The organism is Enterobacter cloacae complex sp. P38RS (assembly GCF_014930775.1).
GTDB lineage: Bacteria > Pseudomonadota > Gammaproteobacteria > Enterobacterales > Enterobacteriaceae > Enterobacter > Enterobacter bugandensis.
In genome coordinates this window covers 109,791-123,003 of record NZ_JADBRS010000005.1, presented here as the reverse complement: position 1 = coordinate 123,003, position 13,213 = coordinate 109,791, and the positions used below count along the sequence as shown (strand labels likewise).

12 protein-coding genes are annotated in these 13,213 nt (G+C 57.9%); 7 read left to right on the top strand and 5 right to left on the bottom strand.

The window, feature by feature from the left end:
* Nucleotides 1-98 precede the first annotated feature (98 nt).
* The 4 genes from IM303_RS09330 to IM303_RS09315 all read right to left on the bottom strand — a co-directional run bounded on the left by IM303_RS09330 (nucleotide 99) and on the right by IM303_RS09315 (nucleotide 3,354).
* Entirely contained in the window at nucleotides 99-1,058 is a 960-nt protein-coding gene (locus tag IM303_RS09330; RefSeq protein WP_049000282.1) for a GlxA family transcriptional regulator, read from the bottom strand.
* 26 nt (nucleotides 1,059-1,084) lie between these two features.
* Nucleotides 1,085-1,864 (bottom strand): MBL fold metallo-hydrolase, encoded by a 780-nt coding sequence (locus tag IM303_RS09325; protein ID WP_041911690.1) that lies wholly within the window; start codon nucleotides 1,862-1,864, stop codon nucleotides 1,085-1,087.
* A 122-nt stretch (nucleotides 1,865-1,986) separates the two neighbouring features.
* Complete coding sequence (gene nlpA, locus IM303_RS09320; protein WP_028014989.1) at nucleotides 1,987-2,787, bottom strand: lipoprotein NlpA; 801 nt, start codon at nucleotides 2,785-2,787, stop codon at nucleotides 1,987-1,989.
* A 147-nt stretch (nucleotides 2,788-2,934) separates the two neighbouring features.
* Nucleotides 2,935-3,354: a GNAT family N-acetyltransferase gene (locus IM303_RS09315; RefSeq protein ID WP_041911691.1), complete on the bottom strand. Its 420-nt coding sequence runs from the start codon at nucleotides 3,352-3,354 to the stop codon at nucleotides 2,935-2,937.
* A 186-nt stretch (nucleotides 3,355-3,540) separates the two neighbouring features.
* Here IM303_RS09315 and IM303_RS09310 point away from each other — a divergent pair, with 186 nt between their 5' ends.
* The 5 genes from IM303_RS09310 to IM303_RS09290 all read left to right on the top strand — a co-directional run bounded on the left by IM303_RS09310 (nucleotide 3,541) and on the right by IM303_RS09290 (nucleotide 10,272).
* Nucleotides 3,541-4,110 carry a TetR/AcrR family transcriptional regulator gene (locus IM303_RS09310; RefSeq protein ID WP_048959756.1) on the top strand — a complete coding sequence of 190 codons (570 nt, stop codon included), beginning with the start codon at nucleotides 3,541-3,543 and terminating at the stop codon, nucleotides 4,108-4,110.
* Between the two features lie 148 nt (nucleotides 4,111-4,258).
* Complete coding sequence (locus tag IM303_RS09305) at nucleotides 4,259-5,380, top strand: efflux RND transporter periplasmic adaptor subunit (RefSeq protein ID WP_049000277.1); 1,122 nt, start codon at nucleotides 4,259-4,261, stop codon at nucleotides 5,378-5,380.
* Nucleotides 5,380-8,490, top strand: a complete 3,111-nt coding sequence (locus tag IM303_RS09300) for an efflux RND transporter permease subunit (RefSeq protein ID WP_049000275.1) — start codon at nucleotides 5,380-5,382, stop codon at nucleotides 8,488-8,490. The genes IM303_RS09305 and IM303_RS09300 overlap by 1 nt, the downstream gene beginning before the upstream one ends.
* The gene (locus IM303_RS09295) at nucleotides 8,490-9,854 is read left to right on the top strand and encodes an efflux transporter outer membrane subunit (protein WP_193359843.1); all 1,365 of its coding nucleotides are present in this window, start codon (nucleotides 8,490-8,492) and stop codon (nucleotides 9,852-9,854) included. Before IM303_RS09300 ends, IM303_RS09295 begins: the two co-directional genes overlap by 1 nt.
* Nucleotides 9,855-9,975: 121 nt before the next feature.
* Entirely contained in the window at nucleotides 9,976-10,272 is a 297-nt protein-coding gene (locus tag IM303_RS09290; RefSeq protein WP_032661999.1) for a YicS family protein, read from the top strand.
* A gap of 44 nt (nucleotides 10,273-10,316) precedes the next feature.
* Here the strand turns inward: IM303_RS09290 and IM303_RS09285 are convergent, their stop codons facing one another.
* The gene (locus IM303_RS09285; protein ID WP_049000269.1) at nucleotides 10,317-11,267 is read right to left on the bottom strand and encodes a LacI family DNA-binding transcriptional regulator; all 951 of its coding nucleotides are present in this window, start codon (nucleotides 11,265-11,267) and stop codon (nucleotides 10,317-10,319) included.
* Nucleotides 11,268-11,560: 293 nt separating this feature from the next.
* Between IM303_RS09285 and IM303_RS09280 the strand changes: the two genes are divergently transcribed.
* The gene (locus IM303_RS09280) at nucleotides 11,561-11,875 is read left to right on the top strand and encodes a PTS sugar transporter subunit IIB (RefSeq protein WP_014830072.1); all 315 of its coding nucleotides are present in this window, start codon (nucleotides 11,561-11,563) and stop codon (nucleotides 11,873-11,875) included.
* An 11-nt stretch (nucleotides 11,876-11,886) separates the two neighbouring features.
* On the top strand, nucleotides 11,887-13,212 hold the full coding sequence (locus tag IM303_RS09275; protein WP_028014981.1) for a PTS sugar transporter subunit IIC: 1,326 nt from the start codon (nucleotides 11,887-11,889) through the stop codon (nucleotides 13,210-13,212).
* The last annotated feature ends 1 nt before the right edge of the window (nucleotide 13,213 follow it).

Sequence of the window (13,213 nt, the reverse complement as noted above, 5' to 3'; positions counted from 1 at the left end):
AATAATAGATCACGGTGTTTAAAGCGCGCTCGTTAGGGGCGTTCGTAGCCGTCACCCCGAAAATGTCCCCCACGCCTTTTTATTCCATCGCGACAGAATTATAAAGACGGATGAACACGAAACGTCTTTCGCCACTCCGCTGGGCTCACCCCAAAGCGCGCCTTAAACTGCTGTCGCCAGGTGACGGCGGAATTAAATCCCACCAGCTCCGCCACGCTCTCAACGGGCATATTTCCGGCTTCAAGCAAAATCTGGCTGCGCCGCAGGCGTTCGGCGGTAAGCCAGTCGGCGACGCTCATCCCCGTGGCTTTAACAAAATGACGAGTCAGCGTGCGGCGGCTCATCGAAACCACCTCCGCCAGCGAGTCCAGACTATGCGGTTCGGTGATGTGCTGCTGCAGGTAGTCGATCAGGCAGTTAATACGTGCGTCACGGGTATCTTTCGGAACCGGCTGGGCGATGAACTGCGCCTGCCCGCCCTCGCGATGGGGCGGTACAATCATCCGACGGGCAATCTGGTTGGCGACGACGCTGCCAAAACGCTGGCGAATGATGTACAGGCAGCAGTCCAGCGCAGCCGCGGTACCGGCAGAGGTGATGATATTGCCGTCATCCACGTAGAGGGCATTGATATCCAGCTGGACGTTCGGAAAGAGCGACTGGAAGTGATGTTCAAACTCCCAGTGGGTGGCGGCCCGTTTACCGTCGAGGATCCCCGCCCAGGCCAGCACAAACGACCCCAGACACAGGCCGACAATTTCCGCGCCGTTGTCTCTCGCCAACACCAGGCTGTCGAGCAGCGCCTGAGGCGGCCGTTCAAGGACGTGCTGCCAGTAGGGAACGACAACAATGTCGGCCTGCCCGATGGCGGTGTAATCCTGCGTGGCGTTGAGGGCGAACCCGTCTTTTGAGGTAAGAAACCCCGGCGTTTCGGCGCAGATCGTCACGTTAAAGCGCTTTTCGCCGGAGACCGAATCACCAAACAGAATGCAGGGAACGGAGTAGTGGAACGGGCTGAACCCGTCTACCGCGACAATCGCGACGTTGATTAGCGACATCTGTCTCTCCTTTCCCGTTAACGCACTCAGAATATAACGGTTTCGCCATCCTGGGGAATGCTCACCACATCGCTCACCTGGTTGGCTTCGACGTACTCACGCAGCGCGCTGCGGGTCAACAGGCAGTGGTTAATCGCCTCCATGTGGCTCGCGACGATTTTAGCCTGCGGCAGCAGGAAATGGACGTTAAGCACATCTTCCTGTCCCATAATAATGGGCCCAAAGCCGATGACGTGGGCATAACCGGCGTTCAGTACCACCACATCTGGCTGGTGTTTTTGCAGATCGGCTGCCACCTCTTCGCGCCAGATGGTATCCCCGGCAAGATAGAGCGTCTTCTCATCAGGATGACGCAGCACCACGCCACAGGCCTCGCCCAGCCGCTCCGCCAGTTCTGGCACGGCGTAAGCGCGGTCGGTCCCGTGCTGGCCGCCGTACGTTTTCGCAATCCGAACCTCCCCGAAGGTGGTCTCGTCGGTCATGATCGTCAGGTTGGTAAATCCCTGGCTGCGCAGCAGCGCGGCGTCACGATCGTTTTGAACGTAGATCGGTTTGTCTTTGGCGATCAGCTCTGCCGCGGTGCGATCCCAGTGATCGTCATGGGTATGGGTGACGATCACCGCGTCAGCGTCCAGCAGCGTATTGACGTCGACGGGAAGTTCGACCGTCGGGTTACGGCGTTCGGCATGCGCCGTACCGGGAAAGCCCGGATAAGCACCTTTCGGGGCCAGCATCGGGTCGATTAAAAGGCGTTTTCCGGCGTAGGTAATCAGCAGGGTGGCATTGCGAATTTGGGTAATGTTCATGAGCTATCCTCCGGTTGGTGTGATAAGGAGGATAGCCAGCCGTCATAATTGGTGCTGTGGGCTAAAGGGCGATTACCGATGGAATCGGGCCATTTTCATCACCGCGTTTTCTGCCGGCACCTTTACCAGCCCGGCACCGCCCCGCCGTTGAAGATCGTCTCTGCCGCTTTCGCCACTTCCGGTGACTGATAGGACTGGATAAACGCCTTCACGTTCTCCGCGTCCTTATTGTCTTCGCGCGTCACCACGATGTTCACGTACGGCGAGTTTTTATCTTCAATAAAGACGCTGTCATGCACCGGCGATAGCCCGGTTTGCTGAATATAGGTAGTGCTGATGATGGCGACATCCACTTTCGGGTCGTCCAGCACGCGCGGCAGCTGTGCCCCTTCCAGTTCCATGATTTTCAGCTGCTTAGGGTTGGCGGTAATATCCAGCGCCGTCGGCAGCAGCCCGGTGTCCGGCTTCAGGGTGATGAGCTTCTCTTTTTGCAGCAGCAGCAGCGCGCGGCCAAGGTTGGTCGGGTCGTTTGGAATGGCGATAGTCGCCCCGTCCTTCAGGTCAGAGACGGATTTGATTTTGCGGGAATAGCCGGCCATCGGGAAAACAAAGGTGTTCGCCACGGCCACCAGCTTGTAGCCATGCGCCTTGTTATCTTCTGCAAGGAACGGGCGATGCTGGAAGACGTTGGCATCCAGCTCTCCCTGGTTAGTGGCATCGTTGGGCAATAGCGAGCCGCTGAAGCCGACCAGCTCCACGTCCAGGCCATATTTTTCTTTTGCCACCTTTTTGGCGACTTCCGCCACGTCCTGTTCAGCGCCGTTGATGACGCCCACTTTTATGTGTTTGGCATCGCTGCCACTTTGATCGCACCCTGCCAGCAGCAGGCCAGCGAGAACCAGAGCACCCAATCGACGTTTCACGAGAAAGTTCCTTTTGCTGAATGTTGTAGTGACTATATCGACAACGAGGCGGTGAAATAAAAAACGAAAAAGAATCAATAAGAAGGATAAGTTATATGCGGGTATGGCCGGGTGACGCTGCGCTTACCCGGCCTACGGATTCAAAGCTTAAAGGGCTTTCGCCAGGTAATGTCGCTGCATGCCCGGGTACGGATAATCCTGCAAAGACATCTGCAGCTGGTACCCCTGTTTTTCATAGAACGGACGCGCCTGGAAGCTGACGGTATCCACCAGCGCATGCTTGCAGCCTTTGCGTCTGGCTTCCTCTTCCGCCGTTTTGATAAGCTGGCTGCCCACGCCGGTACCCCGCACGGTGTCGCTGACCCAGAGAAAGTCGATATTCAGCCAGTCGCCTTTACGCACTCCAATGAGCCCGCCGAGCATGACGCCTTTATCGTCTCGTACATAAACGCCAATGTCGCCGCTAAAGTTTGTCAGATCGATAAACTGTCCGTTATAGGCTCTTAACCCCACAAATAGCTCTTCTTTTTCTGCGGGTGTTACATTATAAGTAATGCTCAGGTGCATATTTCTCTCCTTATTTTCCGCGCAATTTGAATATCTCACAGCTTAACCTTCATAAAAACTCCTAATTTCCTCCTTTTTTTTAATACAGAAACATTCACTCAATAACTAAATAAAAAAAGCCTTTCCAATACGCACCCAAAACGTATACTGAGAACGATCATTCTCATTTTTACACGGTAGACGGCGATGAGCACAAAGCTGGAAGAACGACAAAAACAACGTCAGGACGAAATCATCACCGCCGCGCGTCGCTGCTTTCGCGCCAGCGGATTTCACGCCGCCAGCATGTCGCAAATTGCCAGTGAGGCGAAGCTTAGCGTCGGGCAAATTTACCGTTATTTCAGTAACAAAGACGCGATTATTGAAGAGATGATCCGCCGCATTATCGACTCACGCATCGAAGGGATGCAGGACAAAACGGTGGTGGAAGGGATGCCGCAGGCTCTCGCCTGGCGTCAGACGCTCAACGAAGACGATGATGCGTTGATGCTCGAAATGTCTGCCGAGGCGACCCGTAACCCGCAGGTGGCGGCCATGCTGATCGCAGCCGATGCCCGGATGTTTACCAACGCCTGTGCGCACCTGAAAAAACAATTTCCCCATCTGAGCGATGAACATATTCGCTGCTGCGTGGAAATTACCGCGGTGATGATCGAAGGCACGATTTACCGTCGACTCACGCCTTTAAAAGTACCGTCAGAACAATTAGAGCCTATCTATCAGAATATTTTAAATATGCTTTTCTCTGCGAAGTAATCGCATGTGAATAATTAGCGGGAATAAGTAATTTCCCAACTTAACATTTCCGGCCATGCCGGAGATGCGGTATCGCTGTGCCTTTAAATAGCCCCCCTCCCTGTTGATCCTTTAACAGGGCAGGCATCGTTCACCCTGGAAAAAGATTATGAAAACCATAACAACCTCCATCGCGGCATTACTCCTCCTGACCGGGTGCGATAATGCGCAAACATCTGCTCCCCAGCATCCTCTTCCGGATGTGGGGATTGTCACCCTCATGAGCCAGCCGGTCTCCGTCATCAGCGAGCTCACGGGCCGCACCACCGCCGCCATGAGCGCCGAAGTGCGCCCGCAGGTGGGCGGCATTATTCAGAAGAGGTTGTTCACCGAAGGCGATACCGTGAAGGCCGGACAGGCGCTGTATCAAATTGACCCTTCCAGCTACCGCGCGGCGTTTGATGAAGCCGCCGCGGCGCTGAAACAGGCCCAGGCGCTGGTGCAGGCCGACTGCCAGAAAGCCCAGCGCTATACGCAACTGGTGAAAGACGACGGCGTGTCGCGTCAGGACGCAGAAGACGCGAAGTCCACCTGCGCGCAGGACAAGGCCAGCGTTGAATCAAAGAAGGCCGCGCAGGAGAGCGCGCGCATTAACCTCAACTGGACCACCGTCACCGCGCCGATTGCCGGACGCATCGGCATCTCCTCCGTCACCCCCGGCGCGCTGGTCACCGCCCAGCAGGATACCGCGCTCGCCACCATTCGCGGGCTGGACAGCATGTACGTCGACTTAACTCGTTCCAGCGCCGATCTGCTGCGTTTACGCAAGCAAACCCTTGCCACCAATAGCGATACGCTAAGCGTGTCGTTAATCCTCGAAGACGGCAGCACCTACAGCGAGAAAGGCCGCCTGGCGTTAACCGAAGTGGCGGTGGATGAATCAACCGGCTCGGTCACGCTGCGCGCCGTCTTCCCGAACCCGCAGCATCAGCTCCTGCCGGGCATGTTTGTCCGCGCCAGGGTGGATGAAGGCGTCATGAGCGACGCGATCCTCGCGCCGCAGCAGGGCATCACCCGTGACGCCAAAGGCACCGCCACCGCTCTGGTGGTCAATGCCAGCAACAAGGTCGAGCAGCGTCAGCTGGAAACGGGTGACACCTACGGCGACAAATGGCTAGTGCTGAGCGGGCTGAAGGCGGGCGACAGGCTGATTGTGGAAGGTACTGACAAAGTCACCGCCGGGCAGGAAGTGAAGGCCGAAGAGATGAAAGCCAACGGAGGAAACGCCTGATGTTTTCCCGTTTCTTCGTGCGTCGCCCGGTCTTTGCCTGGGTTATCGCTATTCTTATCATGCTCGCCGGGATGCTGGCCATCCGCACGCTGCCGGTCGCGCAGTACCCGGACGTTGCGCCGCCGTCGATCAAAATCTCCGCCACCTATACCGGTGCCTCCGCGCAGACGCTGGAAAACAGCGTGACGCAGGTGATCGAGCAGCAGCTGACCGGGCTGGATAACCTGCTCTACTTCACCTCCACCAGCAGCTCGGACGGATCGGTGAGCATTACCGTCACCTTCGAGCAGGGCACTGACCCGGACACCGCTCAGGTGCAGGTGCAGAACAAAGTCCAGCAGGCGGAATCGCGCCTGCCCACCGAGGTGCAGCAGTCCGGGATCACCGTCGAAAAATCCCAGAGCAACTTCCTGCTGATCATGGGCGTGTACGATAAAACCGACACCGCCAGCAGCTCGGATATTGCCGACTGGCTGGTGAGTAATATGCAGGATCCGCTGGCGCGCGTGGAAGGCGTCGGGAGCCTGCAGGTGTTCGGGGCGGAATACGCGATGCGCATCTGGCTCGATCCGGCGAAGCTGGCGTCCTACTCGCTGATGCCGTCCGACGTGCAGAGCGCGATTGAAGCGCAGAACGTGCAGGTCTCCGCCGGTAAAATCGGCGCGCTACCCTCGTCGAACGCCCAGCAGCTGACCGCCACCGTCCGCGCCCAGTCGCGCCTGCAGACGGTGGATCAGTTTAAAAACATCATTGTGAAGAGCCAGTCCAACGGCGCGGTGGTGCGCATCAGCGATGTCGCCCGCGTGGAGATGGGCAGCGAAGATTATACCGCCACCGCGAAGCTCAACGGCCACCCGGCGGCGGGTATGGCAGTCATGCTCTCACCGGGTGCGAACGCGCTCAACACTGCGACGGCGGTGAAAGACAAGATTGCCGAGTTCAAAAAGTCGATGCCGGAAGGCTACGACGTGGCCTACCCGAAGGACAGCACCGAGTTCATCAAGATCTCCGTTGAGGACGTGATTCAGACCCTGTTCGAAGCCATTGTCCTCGTGGTGGTGGTGATGTACCTGTTCCTGCAAAACATCCGCGCGACGCTGATCCCCGCGTTGGCGGTACCTGTCGTTCTGCTGGGTACCTTCGGCGTGCTGGCGCTGTTCGGCTACTCCATCAATACCCTGACGCTGTTTGCCATGGTGCTGGCGATAGGGCTTTTGGTGGATGACGCCATCGTGGTGGTGGAAAACGTCGAGCGTATTATGCGCGACGAGGGGCTGCCCGCCCGGGAAGCCACCGAGAAATCGATGGGCGAAATCTCCGGCGCGCTGGTCGCCATTGCGCTGGTGCTCTCTGCGGTATTCCTGCCGATGGCCTTCTTCGGCGGCTCGACCGGGGTGATTTACCGTCAGTTCTCGGTCACCATTATTTCGGCGATGTTCCTCTCCGTGGTGGTGGCGCTGACCCTGACGCCCGCGCTCTGCGGCTCGATTCTGAGCCACACGACGCCGCACAAAAAGGGCTTCTTCGGCGCGTTTAACCGCTTCTACAGCAGGACCGAGCGCGGTTATCAGAACAAGGTGCTGCGCGCTCTGCGCCGTTCCGGCGGCATGCTGGTCATCTACGCCCTGCTCTGCGGCGCGATGGGCTTCGCCATGCTTAAGCTGCCGGGCAGCTTCCTGCCGACGGAAGACCAGGGCGAAATCATGGTGCAGTACACCCTGCCAGCTGGCGCGACGACGGTACGTACCGCCGAAGTCAGCCGCCAGGTGCGCGAGTGGTTCCTCACCAAAGAGAAAGCCAACACCAACGTGATCTTCACCATTGAAGGCTTCAGCTTCAGCGGCAGCGGCCAGAATGCCGGGATGGCGTTTGTCTCCCTGAAGAACTGGTCAGAGCGTAAAGGCGATGCAAACACAGCTCAGGCCATCGCCCTGCGTGCCACGCAGGAACTGAGCACCATCCGCGATGCGACCATCTTTGCGATGACGCCGCCTGCGGTGGACGGCCTGGGCCAGAGCAACGGTTTTACCTTTGAGCTGATGGCCAGCGGCGGCACCGACCGCGATGCGCTGCTGAAACTGCGTAACCAGCTGATTGGCCAAGCCAACCAGGACAGCTCGCTGCACGCCGTGCGCGCCAACGATCTGCCGCAGATGCCGCAGCTTCAGGTGGATATCGACAACAACAAGGCCGTGTCGCTGGGGCTGTCCCTGAGCGACGTCACCAACACCCTCTCCAGCGCCTGGGGCGGGACCTACGTGAACGACTTTATCGATCGCGGCCGTGTGAAAAAGGTCTACATCCAGGGTGACAGCGACTATCGCGCCGTGCCGTCCGATCTCAACAAATGGTATGTGCGCGGCAGCGACAGCACCATGACCCCGTTCTCCGCCTTCGCCACCACGCGCTGGGAGTATGGCCCGGAAAGCCTGGTGCGCTACAACGGCTCGGCGGCGTATGAGATACAGGGCGAAAACGCCAGCGGCGCGAGCTCCGGCACGGCGATGAGCAAAATGGAGCAGCTGGCAAACAGCCTGCCGTCCGGCAGCACCTGGGCGTGGAGCGGTTTGTCTTTGCAGGAAAAACTGGCAAGCGGTCAGGCGATGAGCCTGTATGCCCTTTCCATTCTCGTGGTGTTCCTGTGCCTGGCGGCGCTGTATGAGAGCTGGTCGGTGCCGATTTCGGTCATCCTGGTGATCCCGCTTGGGGTGCTGGGTGCGGCGCTTGCCGCCTCCCTGCGCGGCCTGAGTAATGACGTCTACTTCCAGGTGGCGCTACTCACCACTATCGGCCTGTCGTCGAAGAACGCCATCCTGATTGTCGAGTTTGCCGAAGCCAAAGTCGCAGAAGGTTACTCCCTGACGCGCGCCGCCCTGCGTGCCGCCCAGACGCGTCTGCGTCCCATCATCATGACGTCGCTGGCGTTTATCGCAGGGGTGACGCCGCTGGCCGTTGCAACCGGCGCAGGTGCCAACAGCCGCGTGGCAATTGGTACCGGCATTATCGGCGGAACGCTGGCCGCGACGCTGCTGGCGATCTTCTTCGTCCCTTTATTCTTTGTACTGGTGAAACGTCTGTTCTCCGGTAAACACGCGAACCGGAGGTCATAATGTTTCGTGTCACTGTTTTAGCGTTAGCCCTGCTGAGCGCAGGGTGTGTGTCGTTAGACCCTACCTATCAACGCCCGGACGCTCCCGTCCCGGCGACCTTGCCCGGCGCGCACGGCGAAGCCACCGCCGTGGTGAGCCAGTGGCAGCAGGTGATGAACGACGCGAGGCTGAAAAGCGTGGTGACGATGGCGCTGAACAGCAACCGCGACGTGCAAAAAGCGATCGCGGATATCGACGCCGCCCGCGCACAGTACGGTGAAACGCGCTCGTCCCTGTTTCCGACGGTGGACGCCGAGCTGAGCCACACCCGCAGCCGCACGCTGGCAAGCGGTGTTGCGACAAGCGACGAAGCCAACAGCGCGGTCTCCACCTTTGAGCTGGATCTGTTTGGTCGCAACCAGAGCCTCTCCCGCGCCGCGCGTGAAACCTGGCTTGCCAGCGAGTTCACCGCGCAGAACACGCGCCTGACGATGGTTAGCGAGCTGACCACGGCCTGGGTGACGCTGGCGGCGGATAACAGCAACCTGGCGCTGGCGAAATCCACAATGGAGAGCGCGGCAAACTCGCTGAAAATTGTGAAGCGCCAGCAGGAAGTGGGCGTCGCGGCGGCTACGGACGTCAGTGAAGCGATGGCGGTTTACCAGCAGGCGCGCGCCAGCGTAGCAAGCTACCGGACGCAGGTAATGCAGGATAAAAATGCCCTCAATCTGCTGGCGGGCGATACAGTGCCGGAGAACCTGCTGCCGGGCACGCTGGAGAGCCTGAGCGATAACGCCATCACGCTGATCCCGGCGGGCGTCAGCTCCAGCGCGCTGCTGCGCCGCCCGGACATTCAGGAAGCGGAACATAACCTGCTGAGCGCCAACGCCAATATCGGCGCGGCGCGCGCCAACTTCTTCCCGACCATTTCACTGACCGCCAGCGCGGGCGTCGGCAGCGACTCGCTCTCCTCCCTGTTCAGCCACGGGATGAAGGTCTGGTCATTCGCGCCGTCCATCACCCTGCCGCTGTTCAGCGGTGGCAACAATCTGGCGCAGCTGCGTTATGCAGAAGCCGAGAAAAAAGGGTTAATTGCGACCTACGAAAAAGCCATCCAAAGCGCGTTTAAAGACGTAGCCGACGCGCTGGCGCGCCGTGAAACGCTCAGCGAGCAGCTTGATGCCCAGCGAGAATACGTGGCGGCCGAGCAAAAAACGTTGGATGTGGCAACGCGCAGCTATAAGGCGGGCGCGGGGGATTATCTGACGGTACTGACCGCGCAGCGGTCGCTGTGGTCGGCGCAGGAATCGCTGATTGCGCTGCAGCAAACCGACCTGGAGAACCGCATCACGCTGTGGCAGTCGCTGGGCGGGGGGATCCAGTAACCTTATCGGTGGGCGATTCTCATGCGCAGAAAAGAGAAAATCATACTTTCGACTGGAATCGCTACACTGAATGTAACGATATATTTCATGGGAAGCCTGTGACGTCTAAAGGGGGTTGTTGATGAAAGCTGCGCACCTGGTCTGCCTGCTGGTTTGTCTGCTGTTCGCCGCGTTTGTCCATGCTCAGGAAAAAGAGGATCCGGCGAAAGAGGCGCAGATTAAGCAACAGGTCCTGAAAGATATTAAGAAAACCTGTACGCCTCAGAAAAAGCAGAGCGATAAGGCCTGGCAGGAGATGATTTTGTCGTCCGAGGCCAATCAGCTTCTGATCAAAAACGCCATCACCGCCGTGAAGCGCGACAACCTGGACGCCTACTGGGCTGCGGTTGGTCAGGTGGATTGTCTGGAAGATTATTGAGTTCTCGCCGGGTGGCGCTGCGCTTACCCGGCCTGGAAAATGTTTTAACGCTTCCGCACGTCCGGAATGATGAGATCCCCGCGCAGAACATAGGACCCGAGCATCTGCGTTTTCTCCGTCAGCCAGCTTACGATACGCGCCGCCATGGCATCCATTGAATATTCAATCGCCGGGATCACCGGAATCCCCGGCAGGTGCAGCGATCCGGCTAGGCTAAAGACCATAATGTCGTCCGGTACGGATTTATTAAACGCCTGCAGCTGCGGGATCACCCGCTGGGCTTCCTGCTCATCCGCCACCAGCAGCGCGTTGAAGTTCAGCGTGGACGCATTGTTGAGTAATTCCTGAAGCGCAACGGACGAGGAGGTTGCGTCCATAAAGACGAGGTTGCGATTAAAGGGCAGGAAATTTTTCTCCAGCGCGTGCTTATAGCCAAGCAGCACCTGGTCGGCAAACCCGCTGCCGTGCGGGTGGATCAGCGCAATCTGGCGACGCCCCTGGCTGGTCAGATAGTTACAGGCGGTTTCGGCGGCAAAGGCGTGATCGAACTGAATGCTGTTGGAGTAATCAGCCTCCATGCAGTCCACCAGAATGACGTTTTCCATATCCACGTCCAGCGGGAAACGGGCGCCAATCACCAGAATGTCGTCACACAGGCCACAGGAGAGTTCTTCAAGAGCATTCATCACTTCCGCTTTGCTATGGGCGAAGCGCAGCAGCAGGTGTTTTTGATGCTGGCTGAGCTGTTTTTCCAGCGCGTAAAGATAACCGGTGGTCTGGTTAATGTTTTCCTGCGCGCAAATCACCCCAATGCAGCCCGTCGACTGGCTCAGCAGCGACTGGGCAATCACGTTAGGCCGGTAGTTCAGCTCATCCACCGCCTTCAGCACGGCCTGACGGCTGGCTTCCTTAACGCCACGTGACCCACTCAACACTCGCGATACCGTGGCTTTAGACACCCCGGCCAGACGTGATACATCATTGATTGTCGACATCTCTTTCCCCTGGCAGGCTAACCTCGCGCCTGCAAATTCCATAACCGCTACGGCTCACATTATAGCCAGAACGGAGTATATCCGTTTCCGTTTTTCATGGAAACCGATTTTCCGTTTCCACTCAAAATGATGTCAAAACAGCCAAATTATGTGACCCACATCCGGTTAATTAGCCTCATAAGCATTGGATCTTGATGGTTATCACAGTTCTGCTTTTTATAAATGGAAACCGGTTTCCGTATCATGTCCAATCATTCTCGCAATAACTATTTACATTTAGAGGATGGTTGTCGATGTTCAAGATTATGCTGTGTTGTTCTGCCGGGATGTCCACCAGCCTGCTGGTTAGCAAAATGGTCGATGTCGCGAAAGAACGTGGTTTGCCGGTGAAGATTGATGCGTACGGTGTTTCCGAATTTGATACGCAGTTTCCGCAATACCAGGTGGTACTTCTCGGACCGCAAGTGAAATACATGTTACAGACACTCTCAGACAAGGCGGCTACGAAAGGCATTCCGGTGCAGCCCATCGACATGATGGACTACGGCATGCAGCGTGGCGATAAAGTACTGGACTATGCTCTGTCGCTCATCGAAGCGGCACACTAAAAGGTGTTCACATGAGTTCGTTATATCAATCCATGGTCGCGGTGATTGAGCAGTCAATTACCCCGCTGGCCGCAAAGCTGGGTCAGCAAAAGTATGTGATTGCCATCCGCGACGGCTTTACCGCCGCGCTACCGTTTATGATCATCGGCTCGTTTATGCTGGTGTTCATCTTCCCGCCGTTCTCGGCGGATACCACCAACAGCTTCGCCCGCGGCTGGCTGGATTTCTCCCAGACCTACCGCGAACAACTGATGCTGCCGTTTAACCTCAGCATGGGTGTGATGACCTTCTTCATTTCGGTGGGGATTGGGGCGAGCCTGGGGCGTCAGTTTAACCTCGACCCAGTGATGTCCGGCCTGCTGGCCTTTATGGCCTTCCTGCTGGTCGCCGCGCCGTATGCCGACGGTAAAATCTCGACCCAGTATCTCTCCGGTCAGGGCATCTTTACCGCGCTTATCACCGCGATTTACGCCACACGTGTCTATGCGTGGCTGAAGCAGAACAACGTGACCATCCGCCTGCCGAAGGAAGTGCCCACCGGCGTGGCGCGTTCGTTTGAGATCCTGATCCCGGTGATGGTGGTAATCGGTACGCTGCACCCGCTGAACCTGTTCATTGAAGCGCAGACCGGAATGATCATCCCGCAGGCGATCATGCACCTGCTGGAGCCGCTGGTATCCGCATCCGACTCCCTGCCCGCGATACTGCTCTCCGTGCTGCTGTGCCAGATCTTCTGGTTTGCCGGTATTCACGGCTCGCTGATTGTCACCGGCATCATGAACCCATTCTGGATGGCGAACCTCTCCGCAAACCAGGCGGCGCTCGCCGCAGGCGCGGCGCTGCCGCACGTTTACCTGCAGGGCTTCTGGGATCACTACCTGCTGATTGGTGGCGTAGGCTCCACGCTGCCGCTGGCGTTCCTGCTGCTGCGCAGCCGCGCCACGCACCTGCGCACCATCGGCAAAATGGGCATTGTGCCGAGCTTCTTTAACATCAATGAGCCGATTCTGTTCGGTGCGCCGATCATCATGAACCCGATGCTGTTTATCCCGTTCGTGTTTGTTCCGCTGGTCAATGCCTGCCTGGCGTACGGCGCAACGAAGCTCGGCTGGCTGGCTCAGGTGGTGTCATTAACCCCGTGGACCACCCCCGCGCCGATTGGTGCCTCATGGGCGGCAAACTGGGCGCTCAGTCCGGTGATAATGTGCCTGGTCTGTATGGTGATGTCCGCGCTGATGTACCTGCCGTTCCTGCGCGCCTATGAGCGTACGCTGATGAAAAACGAAGAGCAGAAAGCCCAGGCAACCGTCGGTACCGCTGAAGCCGCAAGCAATTAAG

What these genes read in the sequence shown, in the direction of transcription:
- IM303_RS09330 (WP_049000282.1), bottom strand. Translation starts at nt 1,058, where the DNA reads ATGTCGCTAATCAACGTCGCGATTGTCGCGGTAGACGGGTTCAGCCCG.
- IM303_RS09325 (WP_041911690.1), bottom strand. Translation starts at nt 1,864, where the DNA reads ATGAACATTACCCAAATTCGCAATGCCACCCTGCTGATTACCTACGCC.
- IM303_RS09315 (WP_041911691.1), bottom strand. Translation starts at nt 3,354, where the DNA reads ATGCACCTGAGCATTACTTATAATGTAACACCCGCAGAAAAAGAAGAG.
- IM303_RS09310 (WP_048959756.1), top strand. Translation starts at nt 3,541, where the DNA reads ATGAGCACAAAGCTGGAAGAACGACAAAAACAACGTCAGGACGAAATC.
- IM303_RS09305 (WP_049000277.1), top strand. Translation starts at nt 4,259, where the DNA reads ATGAAAACCATAACAACCTCCATCGCGGCATTACTCCTCCTGACCGGG.
- IM303_RS09300 (WP_049000275.1), top strand. Translation starts at nt 5,380, where the DNA reads ATGTTTTCCCGTTTCTTCGTGCGTCGCCCGGTCTTTGCCTGGGTTATC.
- IM303_RS09295 (WP_193359843.1), top strand. Translation starts at nt 8,490, where the DNA reads ATGTTTCGTGTCACTGTTTTAGCGTTAGCCCTGCTGAGCGCAGGGTGT.
- IM303_RS09290 (WP_032661999.1), top strand. Translation starts at nt 9,976, where the DNA reads ATGAAAGCTGCGCACCTGGTCTGCCTGCTGGTTTGTCTGCTGTTCGCC.
- IM303_RS09285 (WP_049000269.1), bottom strand. Translation starts at nt 11,267, where the DNA reads ATGTCGACAATCAATGATGTATCACGTCTGGCCGGGGTGTCTAAAGCC.
- IM303_RS09280 (WP_014830072.1), top strand. Translation starts at nt 11,561, where the DNA reads ATGTTCAAGATTATGCTGTGTTGTTCTGCCGGGATGTCCACCAGCCTG.
- IM303_RS09275 (WP_028014981.1), top strand. Translation starts at nt 11,887, where the DNA reads ATGAGTTCGTTATATCAATCCATGGTCGCGGTGATTGAGCAGTCAATT.